This is a genomic window from Wolbachia endosymbiont of Tettigetta isshikii (assembly GCF_041154185.1).
In the GTDB taxonomy this organism is placed as follows: Bacteria; Pseudomonadota; Alphaproteobacteria; order Rickettsiales; family Anaplasmataceae; genus Wolbachia.
The window spans coordinates 1-17,877 of sequence record NZ_JBFTEN010000024.1; the positions used below are offsets into that span (position 1 = coordinate 1).

General features: G+C 36.0%; 15 protein-coding genes, 1 rRNA gene and 3 pseudogenes. 10 read left to right on the forward strand and 9 right to left on the reverse strand.

Translation table 11 applies throughout. The annotated features are described in order from the left end of the window. Window positions 1-126, reverse strand: a pseudogene (locus tag AB6N09_RS04745) (PD-(D/E)XK nuclease family transposase); the annotation flags it as partial. A gap of 681 nt (window positions 127-807) precedes the next feature. On the opposite strand from AB6N09_RS04745, the gene atpG reads away from it, so the two are divergent. The 4 genes from atpG to AB6N09_RS04765 all read left to right on the forward strand — a co-directional run bounded on the left by atpG (window position 808) and on the right by AB6N09_RS04765 (window position 4,705). Next, window positions 808-1,680 carry an ATP synthase F1 subunit gamma gene (gene atpG, locus AB6N09_RS04750; protein ID WP_411131794.1) on the forward strand — a complete coding sequence of 291 codons (873 nt, stop codon included), beginning with the start codon at window positions 808-810 and terminating at the stop codon, window positions 1,678-1,680. Window positions 1,681-1,698: 18 nt separating this feature from the next. Further along, window positions 1,699-3,033: a TldD/PmbA family protein gene (locus AB6N09_RS04755; protein ID WP_411131795.1), complete on the forward strand. Its 1,335-nt coding sequence runs from the start codon at window positions 1,699-1,701 to the stop codon at window positions 3,031-3,033. Between the two features lie 174 nt (window positions 3,034-3,207). After that, entirely contained in the window at window positions 3,208-3,462 is a 255-nt protein-coding gene (locus tag AB6N09_RS04760) for a cold-shock protein (RefSeq protein WP_225536800.1), read from the forward strand. Window positions 3,463-3,487: 25 nt separating this feature from the next. Then, a complete protein-coding gene (locus AB6N09_RS04765; RefSeq protein WP_411131796.1) occupies window positions 3,488-4,705 on the forward strand; it encodes a DEAD/DEAH box helicase in 1,218 nt (405 codons plus the stop codon). Here the strand turns inward: AB6N09_RS04765 and AB6N09_RS04770 are convergent. From AB6N09_RS04770 to AB6N09_RS04790, 5 genes are all read right to left on the reverse strand, one after another. Beyond that, window positions 4,690-4,935 carry a hypothetical protein gene (locus tag AB6N09_RS04770; protein WP_411131797.1) on the reverse strand — a complete coding sequence of 82 codons (246 nt, stop codon included), beginning with the start codon at window positions 4,933-4,935 and terminating at the stop codon, window positions 4,690-4,692. The genes AB6N09_RS04765 and AB6N09_RS04770 overlap by 16 nt on opposite strands. Before the next feature lie 43 nt (window positions 4,936-4,978). Beyond that, window positions 4,979-5,158, reverse strand: coding sequence for a hypothetical protein (locus AB6N09_RS04775; protein WP_411131798.1), 180 nt, complete (start codon window positions 5,156-5,158; stop codon window positions 4,979-4,981). 150 nt (window positions 5,159-5,308) lie between these two features. Continuing rightward, complete coding sequence (locus AB6N09_RS04780; protein WP_411131799.1) at window positions 5,309-5,824, reverse strand: gamma carbonic anhydrase family protein; 516 nt, start codon at window positions 5,822-5,824, stop codon at window positions 5,309-5,311. A 106-nt stretch (window positions 5,825-5,930) separates the two neighbouring features. After that, the gene (ispD, locus tag AB6N09_RS04785; RefSeq protein WP_411131801.1) at window positions 5,931-7,157 is read right to left on the reverse strand and encodes a 2-C-methyl-D-erythritol 4-phosphate cytidylyltransferase; all 1,227 of its coding nucleotides are present in this window, start codon (window positions 7,155-7,157) and stop codon (window positions 5,931-5,933) included. A gap of 599 nt (window positions 7,158-7,756) precedes the next feature. After that, window positions 7,757-8,299: a hypothetical protein gene (locus AB6N09_RS04790; RefSeq protein ID WP_411131802.1), complete on the reverse strand. Its 543-nt coding sequence runs from the start codon at window positions 8,297-8,299 to the stop codon at window positions 7,757-7,759. Window positions 8,300-8,521: 222 nt separating this feature from the next. Between AB6N09_RS04790 and AB6N09_RS04795 the strand changes: the two genes are divergently transcribed. The 5 genes and pseudogenes from AB6N09_RS04795 (at window position 8,522) to AB6N09_RS05760 (ending at window position 13,579) form a co-directional block, all read left to right on the forward strand. After that, window positions 8,522-10,025: ribosomal RNA gene (locus AB6N09_RS04795) — 16S ribosomal RNA — on the forward strand. 100 nt (window positions 10,026-10,125) lie between these two features. Beyond that, window positions 10,126-10,503, forward strand: a complete 378-nt coding sequence (sdhC, locus tag AB6N09_RS04800; RefSeq protein ID WP_411131803.1) for a succinate dehydrogenase, cytochrome b556 subunit — start codon at window positions 10,126-10,128, stop codon at window positions 10,501-10,503. Beyond that, window positions 10,500-10,865 (forward strand): succinate dehydrogenase, hydrophobic membrane anchor protein, encoded by a 366-nt coding sequence (gene sdhD / locus AB6N09_RS04805; protein WP_411131804.1) that lies wholly within the window; start codon window positions 10,500-10,502, stop codon window positions 10,863-10,865. The genes sdhC and sdhD overlap by 4 nt, the downstream gene beginning before the upstream one ends. 80 nt (window positions 10,866-10,945) lie before the next feature. Further along, window positions 10,946-12,175 carry a hypothetical protein gene (locus AB6N09_RS04810; RefSeq protein WP_411131805.1) on the forward strand — a complete coding sequence of 410 codons (1,230 nt, stop codon included), beginning with the start codon at window positions 10,946-10,948 and terminating at the stop codon, window positions 12,173-12,175. A gap of 113 nt (window positions 12,176-12,288) precedes the next feature. Further along, window positions 12,289-13,579: pseudogene (locus AB6N09_RS05760) on the forward strand (sugar phosphate nucleotidyltransferase). Between the two features lie 549 nt (window positions 13,580-14,128). Here AB6N09_RS05760 and clpB read toward each other — a convergent pair. Next, window positions 14,129-16,690 (reverse strand): ATP-dependent chaperone ClpB, encoded by a 2,562-nt coding sequence (clpB, locus tag AB6N09_RS04830; RefSeq protein ID WP_411131809.1) that lies wholly within the window; start codon window positions 16,688-16,690, stop codon window positions 14,129-14,131. 210 nt (window positions 16,691-16,900) lie between these two features. Between clpB and AB6N09_RS04835 the strand changes: the two genes are divergently transcribed. Continuing rightward, entirely contained in the window at window positions 16,901-17,125 is a 225-nt protein-coding gene (locus AB6N09_RS04835) for a hypothetical protein (RefSeq protein ID WP_411131810.1), read from the forward strand. Between the two features lie 49 nt (window positions 17,126-17,174). Here AB6N09_RS04835 and AB6N09_RS04840 read toward each other — a convergent pair. Further along, window positions 17,175-17,399 (reverse strand): annotated as a pseudogene (locus AB6N09_RS04840) (TomO hydrophobic C-terminal domain-containing protein); the annotation flags it as partial. A 123-nt stretch (window positions 17,400-17,522) separates the two neighbouring features. Further along, window positions 17,523-17,747 (reverse strand): hypothetical protein, encoded by a 225-nt coding sequence (locus AB6N09_RS04845; protein WP_411131812.1) that lies wholly within the window; start codon window positions 17,745-17,747, stop codon window positions 17,523-17,525. Between the last annotated feature and the right edge of the window lie 130 nt (window positions 17,748-17,877).

Genomic DNA, 17,877 nt, shown 5'->3' on the forward strand with positions numbered 1-17,877 from the left:
CTTTGCCAGTGAAGCCCAGGATATCATTAAGAAAGTGAATAAGAATATCCTTATTTTTTTTCTGTACCAAAGATACGACGAAACGCTACATCATTTTTTTTGGTCGAGAAATTTAGAAAAAGCCATAGGAAATTAACTTAAAAAGTATTAATAATTATACACAATTCTGTAGAAATATTCAATCTTTTTGTTTCGGATGTATCGGTCTGCGAACCCAAGCCTCATCTTGAATTGCAATTATATTAAAAAATTTACCAAACGAAGAAAAAAGCAAAAGAAACCACGAGTAGCTAGTTATTCACTATCTATCTTATAACATTGGCGTTTTTTGATGTTTTAAACGACTTATAAGCGCGTTTCAGCTTGTATAGGTAAAAACCAGAAGTTTTAAAAAGACATGAGGTGCACATAGTGCAAAAAATTAAACATGAGACGCCAAATATGCTAAGTTTTTTTTGTTATTTAATCTGCACAGACTGAAGCTAAATAATAGCTTCCGTGCTATGTTAAGGATAACGGCGGAGGTTGTCAAGTAGTTTTTTTGTTTCTGTTGAGTGGCTTTTCTCTGCTGTTGTCTTGTATCTTGTTAAAAGCATCTAATGCTTTAAGCTTAGGCATTAGATGGGGCAAGGAAGAACTCTTTAAGCGCTCCTTTTGCTCACAGTTGGCAGGTTTGAGTGAATTTATGATATATTTTATTTACCTTCCCCAATAATAAAGGTTGGTATTATATCTTCTTCGTATCAAAAGAACTTGTTTTTTGACATGAACGGTTGTATATTTTAATAAACCAGAGTTGTATATAGAATGAAGAGCTTAAAGGAATTGTCCTTAAGAATCAAGAATATTAGGTCTGTACAGAAAACTACAAAAATAATGCAAATGGTTTCTGCAGCGAAGTTATTGCAGAGCCAAAAAAAGCTATCAAGTTCAAAGTTGTATATATCTAAGCTGCATAGCATTGTTTCTTCATTAGTATTAGCGGTTGATCAAGAATTATTGGCAAAAGTTTTAAACACTAGTGATGATGATCCTCACCTAGTATTTATTATTGCATCTGATCGCGGCTTGTGCGGCAACTTTAATTCTTCCATTGTCAAATTTAGTCAAGAGCATGTAAATAAATTAATCACAAATGGCAGAAGGGTAGATATTGTATTTTGGGGTAAAAAAGCTTTTGATATAGGTCAAAATAGGTTTGACTCTAAAAGTATTTTAAAAATTGAAAACAGCAAGGGAATTACGCTAAGGCATATAGAATCCTTGATTGATAGTATGGATCTCAATAAGTACAATAAAATTGAGGTTTTCTATAATAAATTTTATAATACTTTCACACAAAAACCAACATTGGAAACAATAAAACCATGGAGTCAAGATTCATCCTTGATTGATAACTCTCTGGCTGATTCAACAGCAGATTACAGCTATGAATATGAGCCACAAAATACTGAATTTATTTTACGATCTTTGATTCAAAGTTACGTTACAGCTGCACTTTACTCTGCTTTATTTGAGAGCGCAGCAAGTGAGAATAGCGCTAGAATGGTTGCAATGGAGTCAGCAAATAGAAACACTAAAGAGATGCTGGATAAGCTAGCACTGCTTTATAATCGTTCTCGTCAAGCAGCAATTACAACTGACTTGATCGAAGTCATAGGTGGTGCAGAATCTTTATAGAAACCTAAGGGGTAAGAAATGAATATACTAAATATTGCATCAGATATCATTAAGCTGATAAAAAAGCAGAACCAAGATGCAGAAGTTACAATATATGAAACCAACAAAATCTCGGTTTCTCAACGGCTATCAAAGATTGAACAAATATCACAATCTAAGAATTGCACGATAGGAATTAGAGCTATAGCAGGCAAGACCAAAGCTGCGTATATTTCTACAAACGATTTAAACAACCTTGGTGATACGGTCAATCAAGTAGTAGAAATGGCAAAGAACGCACCAGAAGATCCTTACATTAATTTTGCCATAGGTGGAGATAATTATATCTCTTCTACAGACTTAGGTATCTTAAACAATAATGTTATAACTATTAATAATTTAAAAGGGATTGCTGAAGCTACAGAAAATTCAGCTCTTGCATATAAAAATATCATTAACTCCGAGGGGGCCTATTCTTCACATACATTAGTAAACACAGCATTATCTACCGTTTCTGGTTTTATTGGCTCATTTAGCAAATCAATCTTTGTTAATCAGGTTTCCGTTGTTGCTGGAGAAGAAAGTGAAATGAAGGTTGGTTATGACTACGATGTAGCGTGCAATTTCGGCGATTTAAAGTCACCAGAATTAATAGGAAAAGAGGCAGCAAAAAGGGCAATCGATCAATTAAATTCACACACAATCAAAACTGGTAAATTTCCGGTTATTTTTGAAAAAAGAGCAGCAAAAGAGTTAGTTAAAAGTTTCGCTTCCGCTATAAATGGCAGTTACATTGTAAGTAACAGTTCTTTCTTGAGAAATAGTTTAAATACTCAGATTTTCAACGATAGAATCAACATTATTGATGACCCATTATTGCCAAGGGGTATAGAATCAAGACCATTTGATGGAGAAGGAATAACCAGCAGGAAAAATACACTTGTAAAGAACGGAGTACTACAAAATTGGATTTTAGACCTATATTCGGCTAAAAAATTAAACTTGGAAACAACAGGAAATGCAACTCGTGCAGGTAATGCCGCAATTGCTTCCACAGCTAGTAACCTTTATATTGAAAATAGCAATATATCATTTGAGGAGCTGATTGAGGAAGTGAAAGATGGAATATACATAACTGATTTGTTTGGTTTTGGTGTTAATCTGATCAATGGTGATTATAGTCAAGGCGCATCAGGATTTTTTATAGAAAATGGAAAAATAACGTATCCAATACACGAGATTACTGTTGCTAGCAATTTAAAAGACATGTTTAGCAACTTAGTTGTTGCAAACGATTTAACTTTTTGTGGGCAATTTAATTCACCAACGATTAAAATTAGTGAAATGACAGTTGCAGGCTCGCTTAACAATTAGAAAATTTAGTTGCATCAGATACAGTAATTGTGTACTATGGCTGTGTAATGTTAGGATAGACTATGGAGTATAGAAGTTTAGTTTCAATTGCTAAGCTTCGGGCATTCCCAATTATAATTTCAAAGTTTTTCATCACATTAGTAATGTTAGTTAATAGTTTTAGGAGTTGTTCAAATGGAATTTGGTAATATAAAGTGGTTTAATGCCGAAAAGGGTTATGGTTTTATTAAGCCAGAAGCTAAAGGAAGTGATGTTTTCGTGCATATCAGTACGTTAGAGCGTTCAGGAATAAGACCTGATTCACTCAGAGGAGAAAATAAGGAGAAGGGAATAAAAGGAGAAAGAGTAAGCTATGAGCTCAAAGAGGAGCGAGGTAGAAATGGAGAAGAGAAGAAATCTGCAATAAATTTAAAGTTGCTAGAAGATTAACCGTATCTTGATGGTAAAAGTTTTTGTGAGCAGCTTTCAGGAGATGAATCTTCCAGTTTTGCTCAGGCAAGCTCTAGACAAACACAATCTTTCTGTTCCAACTCCGATTCAAACGCAGGCAATTCCTTTAGCTCTACAAGGTAAAGATATTCTCGGATCTGCTCAAACAGGAACTGGAAAAACTTTGGCGTTTGCTATTCCGTTGGTTGCTAAGTTATTAGATGAGTCTAATGCTAGCTCAGCCTTAGTTATAGTACCAACCCGAGAGTTAGCACAGCAGGTAACAAATGAGATAAGAAAACTCTTATTTCAAAATTCTGTGTTAAAGATTGCCTTACTAATCGGTGGCGAGCCTATCTTCAAGCAGCTAAACCAGTTAAGAAAAAAGCCGCGAATTGTAATAGGTACTCCTGGTCGTATTATAGACCATATTGCACGTAAAGCTTTGATTACTCACAATATCAACACTCTTGTGCTTGATGAAACAGACCGTATGTTCGATATGGGTTTTGGAATTCAAGTTGAAGAGATTATGAAATATCTGTCAAAAACACGGCAAACTCTAATGTTCTCTGCAACTCTTCCTGGTGGTATAGCTAAACTCGCTGAGAAATACCTCAGTCAGCCAGAACGTGTCTCTATTGAGCATGAAGCTACAACTTCTACGAAAATCAAGCAAGAAATTATTTATACATCGGAATCAGAGAAATATGGCAAACTTGTTACACAACTATGTCAACGTGAAGGATCAATCATTATTTTTGTCAAAACAAAGCAAGGAGCAGATCAGCTGGCTAACAAATTGTGCAAAGATAACTATAGCGCTTTAGCAATTCATGGTGATTTAAGACAGCACAAACGCGAAAGAGTCATCAATTCCTTTCGTCGTGGTCGCAATCAAATCATGGTTGCAACAGATATTGCCTCTCGTGGTCTTGATATTCCCCGCATTCAACACGTTATTAATTATGATGTACCACAATCGCAAGATGACTACATTCATCGCATAGGTAGGACTGCACGCGCTGGAGCTGAAGGATACGCGTTATCTTTCATTACACCTCAAGATAAGAGAAGGCTACCTGCACTTGCAGACAAGAAAGGAGAGTTAAATTCTGATTCCAACGTGCAATTCAAAAAACGTAGTAGTAAAAAGATCTCTAAAAAAACAAGTACATTGAAAACTAAATATAGTAAGAAAAGGATCAATACTTTCAAAGCTTACTATTACCAACAAATATGAGTAGACATAAAAACCTCGTTTCTTTGAACAGCAGTTAAAGTAAATTTCAGTGGATTCCCAAGTGCATCAACAAGTGCATGTATCTTTATCGTAAAGCCGCCTTTACTTCGCCATAAAGCCTCTTGATCCTTGGAGTTTTTTGTATAACCAGCTGAACATTGGTGGGCTCTAACGATCGTACCATCGATTATGACAGCTTCTAAATCTGGCTCTTGTTTAGTGTACTCCAATAAATTCTTCCAAATACCCCTTTCGCACCACCTCTTGAATCGTTTATATACGCTTCTGCAATCGCCATGGATTTTCGGCAAGGCCGCCACTGGCAACCACTTTGCGCAACACCGCTTCTATGAATATTCTTAAACGTTTTTCGTCTTTGCTGTGCATTCCTTTTACACTTTTTATGAACTCTAAAATTTGTTTCCAATTTCCTTCTTTTATATAATATTCCATTCGGTAGTTTCTCCATTCTTATATTCACTTGGTTAAACTACCTATTTTTTCTTCTCTTCTCTAAAATTTTGTTCACAGAGCCTAGAGCAAAAAAGGATAAACTTGAAAGTAGACAAACTCGAATGAAGTTGAATAGCGTAATGTATGCTTTTAGTTTTTATACTCCCTCATCAACATAACATAATTTTGTGCTGATTGTGTAATATGATTAATTTCTTCACTTGACATCTTTTTGAAGAATTTTGCTGGTCTGCCAGCCCATATTTCTCCACTTTTAATCACTTTTCCATGCGTCACTAGCGAGCCTGCAGCTACCATAGCTTCAGATTCCACAATTGCATGGTCCATTACGGTAGAGCCCATTCCTATAAATGCTTTGTCATGCACTGTGCATGCGTGCAGCATACAAAAATGTCCCACCGTTACCATGCTGCCAATAATTGTGTCACCACCTTGGTTTCTATCCACATGAATTACCGTACCATCTTGAATGTTTGTTTCGTCACCTATTTTGATTGATCCAACATCTCCTCTGATTACGCAATTAAACCAAATGCTTGTATCTCTTCCTACTTCAACCTTACCTATGATATGCGAACCACTTGCGATGAATGCACTCTCGTCTATTTTTGGTTGATAATCTTTGTATTTTAGAATGTGGTACATATTGAGTCTATGATTCTATGCTTTATATAACTTAAGTAAGATTTTTTCACTAAACAATAAATATTTTTCTTGGGTCGGAGCGTATGGGCATACATATCATTTCACTTTATGATCCCAGCGCGCAACGCTTGTATAGTAATACAGAGGCATGTGCTGCTATTCCTTCATTTCTGCCAATAGAGCCTAACTTTTCTGCAGTGGTTGCTTTGATATTTACAAATTCGCTATCAATCTCTAATGTCTTTGATATAGATTTCTTCATTTCTGCTTTATAAAGCGATATCTTAGGCTCCTCACAAACTATAGTGATATCTAAATTAGATACACGGTATCCTTTTTCTTTTACTTGTGCGGTAGCAAAGCTCAGAAAGTAAGACGAATCACAATCTTTCCACTCAGTGGAACTAGGGGGGAAATGCTCTCCTGTGTCACCACATCCCAGTGCTCCCAGTATTGCGTCAACAACTGCATGTATTACAACATCACCATCGGAATGTGCTTCTATTGTCATGTTGTGCTCAACTTCTATACCGCAAATTTTTATAAAGTTTTCAGCCTTACTTTGAGCTTTAACGAACTTGTGTATGTCATAACCAGTGCCAACACGATATTTTGGTTCTTCAAGAAGGAGCTTTGCCATATTAATATCCTCTTTCGTAGTTAACTTAAAATTGCTTTTCTCACCTTTAATAATCGCAATATGTTTTTTGTGCTCTACCATTAGCGATGAATCATCAGTGAATTCTTTGGTTGATTGGTGGCATGACAATAATTCTTTGAAATTGAAAATTTGAGGAGTTTGTATAGCTCTGAGTTTTTCTCTTGAAATCGTGGATTCGATGAAATTATCATCTTTCAATGACATGGTGTCTTCGACTTCTATTGCTGGCACTACTCCTGCATGTTGACCATCAATCATAGACTGAGCTAAGTTATCTATCAAAGCATTTGATACGAAGGGCCTGCAAGCATCGTGTATAACAACAAAATCTGGGTTAATTTTTTGTAAGCTTTCAAGTCCCAACTTAACTGAATTTTGCCTACTTTTTCCTCCGTATATTGGACTTAGTAATTTAGTACCTATATCTTCTATCATCCAAGTAGCCGACACTAGCTCATAGAACCCTTCATGATCTTTATTAATTACCACTCTTACATAATCTATGTATTGGTTGGTCAAAAGTTTTTTGGTTGTATGAAATAAAACAGGTTTGCCTACCAGTTTTATGTACTGCTTAGGAATCGCGTCACTGCATCTATTGCCTACTCCCGCCGCAACTATTAACGCTGCTATTTTGTATTGCTTAGATCTGTTAGTGTACACGTCTATCATTTTCAGCTTAAATGTATAATAGCAGGTTATTTGAAGTTTCAAAAAGATTGATAAAGTTTAAAGACAGCATCTGGGATCTCATTTCACTCTATGACGGTACCATGAAAGTGGCCCCTCCTGTCATTCCAGCGCGTGACGCTGGAGTCTAAGTGAAAAAAGTGTAGATCCTAGTGTCAAGAACTAGAATAACAAATGGGATGTCATCCCAGTGCTCCGACACTGGGATCCAAGATACTACTTTAGTAATAAATATTTAAGAAATTTATCAAACGAGAAAAAGGCGAAGAAACCCCGAGTGGCGAGTTTTGACTCTATAATACTGTAAATTGGCGCTATAATAATTTACTGACGCTTAGTTCAAGCGCGATTTGGCTGAATGTAGAAAAAATGAAAAAGACATGCAGCCGCTATAATTTGATACAATCCGCAAAAAAAATACCACGAGTTTTTTACTGAATTTTGTCATTGAGCCTGCAGATCAAAAACAAGTTTTGAGTAAGAAATACGATTACTGCTGTAGTAATGAAGTCGGCGGGATTTGTCAAGTAGTTTTTTTGTTTCTGTTGGATGACATACGCTACCAAAACTCTCCAAGAGGTCTAACTTCCATATATCCGGAGTAATTCTTGCGTATTGGCTTTTATTAGAGTAGGGCATTTTCTGTCATTTAATAGTGAATGCAATATTTCAATTGCACCTTTAATGTCATTATTATGTATCTTTATTATAGCGATAGCTTCTTGGCTTGAGTAAGGATACACTGCATTTGCTGCTAAATTATTGATTTTACCTTCATTTATTTTGTCACCGCTATAAAGCAAACTCATTACTTCTAAATATTGCGCTAATTCACGCAAAACGTCAGGAGCATCCTTATTATCTGCCATATTACTATAAATAGATGCTGCGTCTGTTGATGTTGAATTTGAGATAAGGTTAAATGCACTTTCAAAGTCTGCTAAATGCTTCCAATTTGAGTCTATTCCCTCTAATAACTCACTATCTTTTTTGGAGAATAACACTTCATAGAACTTATTGCCTGCAATTGTAGATTGTTTTGCATTATCAATATTACGTAATGAGTACAATGTTATGCCAATTAGCACTGGTACCAATGCAAGTAGAAAGATGTATTTCTTCATAGTGATATTCTCAATAGATATATATTTTTTATATATTAATGCTTTTTAATTTGCAAAAACTTATTGACATAGCAATTATATCACATAATAATGTTTCAAAGTTGTTTGAATAGTTGGAGATTGAAATATTTCTAAAGTAGAAATAAAGACAGCAATATAAAGCTAATTATTTTTTTGTCGGATTTATCCGATATACCCTCAACCTTTTATAGGTTGAAGTCTAAATTTGAGAGTTTGATCCTGGCTCAGAATGAACGCTGGCGGCAGGCTTAACACATGCAAGTCGAACGGCGTTATATTGTAGCTTGCTATGGTATAACTTAGTGGCAGACGGGTGAGTAATGTATAGGAATCTACCTAGTAGTACGGAATAATTGTTGGAAACGGCAAGTAATGCCGTATACGCCCTACGGGGGAAAGATTTATTGCTATTAGATGAGCCTATATTAGATTAGCTAGTTGGTAAGGTAATGGCTTACCAAGGCAATGATCTATAGCTGATCTGAGAGGATGATCAGCCACACTGGAACTGAGATACGGTCCAGACTCCTACGGGAGGCAGCAGTGGGGAATATTGGACAATGGGCGAAAGCCTGATCCAGCCATGCCGCATGAGTGAAGAAGGCCTTTGGGTTGTAAAGCTCTTTCGGTGAGGAAGATAATGACGGTACTCACAGAAGAAGTCCTGGCTAACTCCGTGCCAGCAGCCGCGGTAATACGGAGAGGGCTAGCGTTATTCGGAATTATTGGGCGTAAAGAGCGCGTAGGCTGGTTAGTAAGTTAAAAGTGAAATCCCAAAGCTCAACTTCGGAATTGCTTTTAAAACTGCTAACCTAGAGATTGAAAGAGGATAGAGGAATTCCTAGTGTAGAGGTGAAATTCGTAAATATTAGGAGGAACACCAGTGGCGAAGGCGTCTATCTGGTTCAAATCTGACGCTGAGGCGCGAAGGCGTGGGGAGCAAATAGGATTAGATACCCTGGTAGTCCACGCTGTAAACGATGAATGTTAAATATGGGAAGTTTATTTTCTGTATTACAGCTAACGCGTTAAACATTCCGCCTGGGGACTACGGTCGCAAGATTAAAACTCAAAGGAATTGACGGGGACCCGCACAAGCGGTGGAGCATGTGGTTTAATTCGATGCAACGCGAAAAACCTTACCACTCCTTGAAATGGAAATCATACCTATTCGAAGGGATAGGGTCGGTTCGGCCGGATTTCACACAGGTGTTGCATGGCTGTCGTCAGCTCGTGTCGTGAGATGTTGGGTTAAGTCCCGCAACGAGCGTAACCCTCATCCTTAGTTACCATCAGGTAATGCTGGGGACTTTAAGGAAACTGCTAGTGATAAACTGGAGGAAGGTGGGGATGATGTCAAGTCATCATGGCCCTTATGGAGTGGGCTACACACGTGCTACAATGGTGGCTACAATGGGCTGCAAAGTCGCGAGGCTAAGCTAATCCCTTAAAAGCCATCTCAGTTCGGATTGTACTCTGCAACTCGAGTGCATGAAGTTGGAATCGCTAGTAATCGTGGATCAGCATGCCACGGTGAATACGTTCTCGGGTCTTGTACACACTGCCCGTCACGCCATGGGAATCGGTTTCACTCGAAGCTAATGACCTAACCGCAAGGAAGGAGTTATTTAAAGTGGAATCAGTGACTGGGGTGAAGTCGTAACAAGGTAGCAGTAGGGGAATCTGCAGCTGGATTACCTCCTTAGGCTTTGTGCACAACTCACCACTTTTAATAGTGGTGCTGTGGTGTACTATATTGCTGTCTTTACTTCTACTTTATTTTAATTTCTTGATAATGAAATTTTATGAGTGATAGGCCTCTTTCTCCACATTTGCAAATATATAAAGTACAAGTTACTAGTTTTTTTTCTACTATGCACAGATTAACTGGTATCTTATTATTCCTTCTATTAATGGTGCTTTCTTGGTATTTTATATTACATGTTTATTTTCCTGAGCTATTTGTAGTTAAGTACTTGAATGTATTGTTATCTACTCCTATCGCTAAGTTAGCTTATGTTTTATGTCTTGTAAGCTTTCTATATCATTTTCTCAATGGTATTCGTCATTTATTATGGGATGCTGGACTTAATTTAGAAATTACTAGTGTCTCAAAAAGTGCTATGCTACTGACAGTAACTTTACTTTTCTCTACTATAGCCTTTTTATTTATGCTTATATGAGTCAATCTGGAAATTCAGTACATCATTGGTGGATTCAACGTGTTTCTGCGGTGATTTTATTGTTTTTATTTCCTTGGTTTATCTATTCATTTTCTTGTGCGTTTTATGGTGATAGTCCTTTATCTTTTGATGAAAGATTACTTCGGGCTATTGATCATCCTCTGGAGCTTTTATTTTTTGTTCTATTATTGTTTTGTATTTTCTGGCATGCAGTTCTTGGAATGCAAGTAGTGTGCGAAGATTACATACACAGTGTACCTCTAAGAGTTTTTACGATTACATGTATAAAGTACTTGTCGAGCATCACTTATATAGCTCTTACTTTTACGATTTTTTTCTTTTACAAGCATATTTTCTTGTAAAATCATCCATTCTATGCTAACATATTCTTAGCATACTGGTTTTATTATTGAACTATAGTGCTTAATCTTGGTTTAACAATATGTTAAAAACATTGAAAAAGCGGGGAACGGACCTTACACTAAAAGTGAAGGATTTGTTTACTTCACCTGAATCTTATGTAAAAGACCTCAGGCAGCTAATGACATATAATGAAAAAAAATGTCAATACACAAAAAATTATGATCAAATTGTAGAGTTTGGAAAAATTATAGAAAAAAAAGATAGCAATGAAAAGCTTGAGAAAGATAAAGATGAAAAGAAAAATCCAGAGTACCAGCTTAAATATAATGGATACGAGTTCGATCTGGCTTTGGTTAAGAAAGTTGATAACAGGTCTTATTTTACTATTGGCTTTTTAGTTAGTAAAGATAGGCGCGAGATTGATGATTATCGTAAATTTTATGAACCATTTGGATTTAAAAAGAAAGACCTCGAAAAACATATCCCAATTTTTGAAGCTCAAAAGACTGAAGATACTAAATATCCATTTGAACTAACCAACTCTTCCATACTGAACAAAAAAGAGAAAAGTAAAGAAGGCAAAATTCATGAAGTTATTGACCTGAAAGGAAGAAATGGAGAATCATTATACACTAGTGATTACAAGAAGCGAAGCACTAGTTTTGCTGAAATCAGAGATCAAAATGATAATCTGGAGCTGGATAAGAGCCTTATATCTGTTCCTATTGTTCTTGCTGCAGGCTTAGCTAAGATTTGTGCTAAACTGCTTCTCATTCCTATGAAGTTAGGGGAGCATTTAATAAACAGACAAAATCCAATTGCAAAATTTTTTGGTTATTTTTTGTTCACTCCTGCAATGGCAGTGAAAAATTTAGTGAACATGGGAACTACCGTACTTAAGGCTCCAATTTTGTTATTTGTAGCAGATAAGAAAAAGTATGGTGATTTTTACTGGACTATGTGGAAACATCAACTAAAGGAATATTGGAAAGAAACAAAAAATGATTATTCAGTTATAAAAGAAGGAAAGAGATCAGAACCAGAGGAGAAAGATTATCCTGAACGTGAGATTGCAGGAACGTGGAAAGAGCTTGATGCTAGGAGGCCAGGCATTGAGAAAGAATTGGATGAACAAGAAAATAATAAAGAAGCTAATAAGGGTATTAATGACAAAAACAAAAGTGAAGAACAAAAACAAAATTTGAGTAATGAAATATTAAGCGATAAAGAAAAAGGTCATGCCTCTAGAATAAATGAGGAAAGAAGACGAAACTCACAGCCAGATCTGAGCACTCTGCCACGCCAATAATCAGCAATTACTTTAATTTAACATCCACTTTTTATTTTAATCGCTTCACAACAAAGGCTTGCGTGTATTTTACATTTGGTATAAGATATTAATTAATTAATATCTTATACCAAATGCGCCCTGTAATATTGTGTGGTGGTAGTGGCAGTAGACTTTGGCCTTTATTCAAGCCAAAGCAATTTCAGAAAATATTTAGTCATAACACCATGTTTAAAAACACTTTATTGAGACTAAAAAATGACTATATGCCGCCCATAATTGCCACAAATATACAGTATGAGTCGTTAGTTATGGAGGAATTAAAAGTGCTGCAAGAGTATAAAGTGATTTTTGAGCCAGTAAAGATCGGAACGGCAGTAGCAATATTGATTTCTGCACTTCTCTGTGATGAAGATGAGGTAATGTTAATTCTGCCTTCAGACCATTTTATAGGCAATTTAAGCAATTTTTATGCTTCTGCTCAAAAAGCGTCTCAGATAGCCTCTGAAACTAACTCTATAGTTACTTTTGGAGCAAAGCCTCATGAATTTAATCCCGAATATGGCTATATCAATGCAGTTTATGGTCAGCAGGAGAAACACCATATAGTTAGGAGTTTCATAGAAAAACCTGAGCACGAATTGAGTAATGATCACTATTGGAACTCTGGAATATTCGCGTTTAAAGCAAAACACTATGTAGATAAGATGAAAAGATCTGCCCCAAATCTTTATAATTTATGTTGTCAACATTCTACACCACGAGAGAGATTTCTGTATTTAAAACAGCAGGATTTTGTCGGAACTGAAGGCGTATCCATTGATTATTTGGTAACGGAGAGAGCGGAAAACGTTGCAATGATAGAGGCTAATTTCGATTAGATGGATGTTGGAACTTGGAATTCAGTTTTAGAATTAAGTAAGAAATTTAATAAAGAACTGATGCCATTTCAGCACGTTACTAGGCAAAAGGAGCCAGTTTTGACGACAGAAAGTGATGCAAAATTTATTAAGTAGAGCTTGCAAGCATCCAGATAAGAGCTTAATGTCATTTATGAGTAAAGTTAGTGAAGCAAAGGCAATAAGGAAAGAAATCAAGCCATGGGGATTTTGCAGTGTAGTTTTAATGGGTGAGAATTTTCTTGTAAAATATCTTTTTATAAATCCATTAAGCTGCACTTCCAAGCAATTTCATCACTATAGAGATGAGTACCATATAGTGCTGTCAGGAGCTGGATATATAAATTTAGGAAACAGAACACGTGCTATAGCGACAAATCATGTGGTAGAAATTCCAAGGAAAGTTTCCCATAGGATTGAAAATAGAAGCGCAAACTTTCCACTTGAAATAGTTGAATTTCAAGTAGGGGAGCTTTTATCTGATAATGATATAGTAAGGTTGGATGATGTGTATGGAAGATTTTGATGCACAAGCATCATGATTTTACCAGCCGTCATCCAACAAAAAAACTACTTGACAAATTCTGCCAACTTCATTACTATAGCGCTAATGGTGTTTCTAACTCAAAACTTGTTTTTGATCTGCAGGCTCAATGACAAAATTCAGTAAAAAACTCGTGGTATTTTTTTGCGGATTGTATCAAATTATAGCGGCTGCATGTCTTTTTCATTTTTTCTACATTCAGCCAAATCGCGCTTGAACTAAGCGTCAGTAAATTATTATAGCGCCAATTTACAGTATTATAGAGTCAAAACTCGCCACTCGGGGTTTCTTCGCCTTTTTCTCGTTTGATAAATTTCTTAAATATTTATTACTAAAGTAGTATCCTGGATCCCAGCGTCAGCTACTTGGATGACAGGAGAAGAAATACTGGGATGACACCGTTTGTTGTAAACTCACTTTTACTATATGATTACCTTTTTATGGCATCTTATCGATCTCATTTTACTATTCCGCTGAATAGGTATAAAATATTTAATAAACTCTTTTTTTCAACAAAAATACATAATGGACTTAACCCTTTTTAACTAAGATTTCATTATCAAGAGCGTACACTATTAGCTCATCACCTTCTGTTACTTCTCCCGATAAAACTAACTTAGCTAGATTATTTTGAATACACTCCTGCATTACTCTTTTTAGCGGTCTTGCTCCATACTCAGGACCATAGCCAGCTTGCGCTATTAGTTTCTGAGCTTCCTCTGACAAATTTATACTTAGCTTGCGCTTAGCAAGTGTTTTTTGTAAATAAGAAAATTGGACATCTATAATTTTATAAATATCATCTTTGGTTAAACTATGGAATATAATAATCTCATCCAGTCTGTTTAGAAATTCCGGACGAAATGCAGATTTAACTATTTGCATCACTTCGCTTTTTACAGAGTCAACAGCTCCCTTTAGCATTATTTCAGCACCAAGATTAGAAGTTAAAATTAATATGGTATTGCGAAAATCAATTAATTTGCCGTAGCTATCGGTAAGTCTGCCTTCATCCAAAATCTGCAGTAATAGATTGAATATATCTGGATTTGCTTTTTCTATCTCATCAAACAAAATTACCTGATATGGTCTTCTTCTTACTGCCTCAGTCAACCTACCGCCTTGCTCATAGCCAACATATCCAGGAGGTGCACCAATTAGCTTTGAAACAGAGTGTTTTTCCATGTACTCTGACATATCAAAGCGCAGAAGTGCTGATTGATCATCGAACAGGAATTCAGCAAGGGCTTTTGCAAGTTCCGTTTTTCCAACTCCGGTTGGGCCCAAAAATAAAAATGAACCAAAGGGCCGATTAGTGTCTTGCACACCAGAACGAGAGCGCCTAACTGCATTACTTATCGCTTCTATCGCATCCTTTTGTCCTATCACTCTTTTTCCTATTTCATTCTCCATGTTAAGGAGCTTTTCTTTTTCACTGTGCATCATGTTATCAACTGGAATTCCTGTCCACTTTGAAACAATATTTGCAATATCATTCTCAGTAACTTCTTTCTTTAGGAAGCTATCAGTGACTTTCTCCTGATTTTTTAATTCATTTTCAAGCTGAGGAATCACACCATACATTAATTCTCCAGCTTTCCCTAAATCTCCACTGCGCTGAGCTAATTCTAGTTCTTTTCTAGCGTTATCTAATTTTTCTGCTGTTTCTTGTATTCTAGCTATTTTATTCTTTTCCATCTGCCATTTACTGTTTAAGTCAGCAAACTTACTGTTTAGGTTTTCGATTTCTTCGGTTATCCTCTTTAAACGCTGCTTGGAGTTTTCATCACGTTCTTTTTTTAGAGTCTCTAACTCAATTTTTAGTTGTATGATCTTTCTCTCAAGTTCATCAATAACCTCAGGTTTACTATCCATTTCAATTCTCACCATACTTGCCGCTTCATCAATTAGATCAATCGCTTTATCAGGTAAAAACCTGTCTGTTATATACCTATTGGATAGTGTTGCAGCAGCGATTATTGCGCAATCTGTAATCCTAATGCCGTGATGTACTTCATATCTTTCCTTCAGACCCCTCAGTATTGAAATAGTATCAATTTCAGTTGGTTGAGAAATAAACACAGGCTGGAAACGCCTTGCAAGTGCAGGATCTTTTTCTATATGTTTGCGATATTCATCCAAAGTTGTGGCTCCTATACAGCGAATTTCTCCACGTGCAAGAGCAGGCTTTAGCAAATTTGAAGCATCCATTGCACCACTTGTTGCTCCTGCTCCAACTAAAGTGTGTAATTCATCGATAAATAATATAATTTTTTCCTCTGCTTTCGAAATCTCATTAATAACCGCTTTTAGCCTTTCTTCAAACTCCCCTCTGAATTTTGTTCCAGCAATCAACGCACCAAGATCCATGGCTAAAACTTTTGCATCACGCAAACCAAGCGGCACATCGTTTGCAACGATTCTATTTGCAAGCCCCTCAACTATCGCAGTCTTTCCAACACCAGGTTCACCTATCAGCACTGGATTATTCTTTGTCCGCCTCAGTGATACCTGCATGGTTCTTCTTATCTCCTCATCACGACCAATTACAGGATCAAGCTTTCCTTGCATAGCAAGCTCTGTAATATCTTTTGTATATCTCTTCGCTGCATTTAGTTTTTCCTCGCTATTTGGCGAATCCGCATTGTTGCCCTTTCTCATTTCTGCAATGACCGAGTTCAACTTTTGTGGAGTCACACCATTTTCCATTAAAATTCTACCTACAGTATCATCTTTCTGTGCAGCAAGACCCTGCAATAAACGCTCAACGGTAACAAATGAATCTTTATTTCTCCTTGTAATACCAATTGAATCTTCAAAAACTTTTGCAACCTCTCTTGAAAGTTGGAGGCTACTGCTTCCCGGACCTTCAACTACTGGAAGCTTTTTTATTGTACCATCCACAGCATCGGAAATATTCTGCATATTTCCACCACAAGCGCCTATCAAATCCTGGACTAAACCTGATTCATCTTCAAGCATCAACTTTAGTAAATGCTCAGGCATGAAAACCTGATGCCCAGCTCCAAATGCTTTCATTTGGGCACTTTGAATTAGGCTTTTTGCTTTTTCGGTAAATTTATTTAAGTTCATAATATAAGTTTAATTCGTGTTTGTCGATATATATAGCAACTGCTTTCTTAATTTCAAGCTAGGAGTCGTTCGTTGCCAGGCAAAAATTCATATTACAGAGGTAGTGGTATAATACCGATCTTCACTAATAGATAGACAAATAGTAAAAACTATAAGCAATTGAGGCTAGAACATGGATTTTATGACAGGAAAAAGTAAAGCAATAGGAAAATGCAAGTTAGAATTAAAAAATATGGAATAAGAGAAGAGATAGAAAGAAGGTTACAAGCAATAATATCAGCAAAGGAGTACGATTATTACTCCCTTCAGCAAGGAAGTCAAGATTTATATATTCTTACATTTTACGTAGAATTATTAATAACAACAACTAAAAAATTAAAAAGTACAAGAATATCGATAGCTTATTATTCTGGCATTTATAATAAAAATAGTTAGCTAATACTGTATGGTCCTAGAGTGTAATGGTATGGGTTAAGTATGAATATTAACAGCATAGTATAACTTCTTCATCTTTATCTTTTGTAACTTGATCAGCTTTAACATCATTAAGTGATGTATTTGCTTTATATAAACAGTAAAATCCTACTGCAAGAGCAGCAAATGCAGCTACAGTAAGTGCAATACATATTGCTAAATAAGGTACTGTTAAGCTTGCACCAACTGCAAATGCTACAGCTAACACAAAAGAAGCTGCAGCATATTTACCACGTTTTCCATTCTTAGCACTTGCTTCTAAAAGCTTTTCGTTTTTATTACCTAGATTCGAATCTTTTGGAGTATTAACCGTTTTTTGTTGACTTGATTTTTCGTGTTCTCTATTTTTACTTGAGCTTTAAATGCTTGGCTGCACTTCCTTACCAGTTGAATACTGGTTTAATTCTGATGCAAGTTCTCTCCTCCTTTTATTTAATCTTTCATAATGATTTTTCTTGTCATCACACGGGTATGCTTTCTTCAGTTTTCCTTTCATGACGCTTAAACGTTTATCAATATTTTTAATATTACCTTTCTTATCAACTATGTTTTTTAAAAATTTTTTATTTGTGTGATTTTGCAACTTTACCCAGTCATATGGGCAATAAAAACCAGTTTGTTATAGAAAATAGATTTTATATCAAACAGCTACCGCAGCAATTTTTACTTAAGCCAATGAATATGTGAATAAGTACTTTAAGTCTGTGTGAACG

Bases quoted from the DNA above. Each gene is read 5' to 3' on its own strand.
- atpG (WP_411131794.1), top strand. From the start codon at position 808: ATGAAGAGCTTAAAGGAATTGTCCTTAAGAATCAAGAATATTAGGTCT.
- AB6N09_RS04755 (WP_411131795.1), top strand. From the start codon at position 1,699: ATGAATATACTAAATATTGCATCAGATATCATTAAGCTGATAAAAAAG.
- AB6N09_RS04760 (WP_225536800.1), top strand. From the start codon at position 3,208: ATGGAATTTGGTAATATAAAGTGGTTTAATGCCGAAAAGGGTTATGGT.
- AB6N09_RS04775 (WP_411131798.1), bottom strand. From the start codon at position 5,158: ATGGAATATTATATAAAAGAAGGAAATTGGAAACAAATTTTAGAGTTC.
- AB6N09_RS04780 (WP_411131799.1), bottom strand. From the start codon at position 5,824: ATGTACCACATTCTAAAATACAAAGATTATCAACCAAAAATAGACGAG.
- ispD (WP_411131801.1), bottom strand. From the start codon at position 7,157: ATGATAGACGTGTACACTAACAGATCTAAGCAATACAAAATAGCAGCG.
- AB6N09_RS04790 (WP_411131802.1), bottom strand. From the start codon at position 8,299: ATGAAGAAATACATCTTTCTACTTGCATTGGTACCAGTGCTAATTGGC.
- sdhC (WP_411131803.1), top strand. From the start codon at position 10,126: ATGAGTGATAGGCCTCTTTCTCCACATTTGCAAATATATAAAGTACAA.
- sdhD (WP_411131804.1), top strand. From the start codon at position 10,500: ATGAGTCAATCTGGAAATTCAGTACATCATTGGTGGATTCAACGTGTT.
- AB6N09_RS04810 (WP_411131805.1), top strand. From the start codon at position 10,946: ATGTTAAAAACATTGAAAAAGCGGGGAACGGACCTTACACTAAAAGTG.
- clpB (WP_411131809.1), bottom strand. From the start codon at position 16,690: ATGAACTTAAATAAATTTACCGAAAAAGCAAAAAGCCTAATTCAAAGT.
- AB6N09_RS04835 (WP_411131810.1), top strand. From the start codon at position 16,901: ATGCAAGTTAGAATTAAAAAATATGGAATAAGAGAAGAGATAGAAAGA.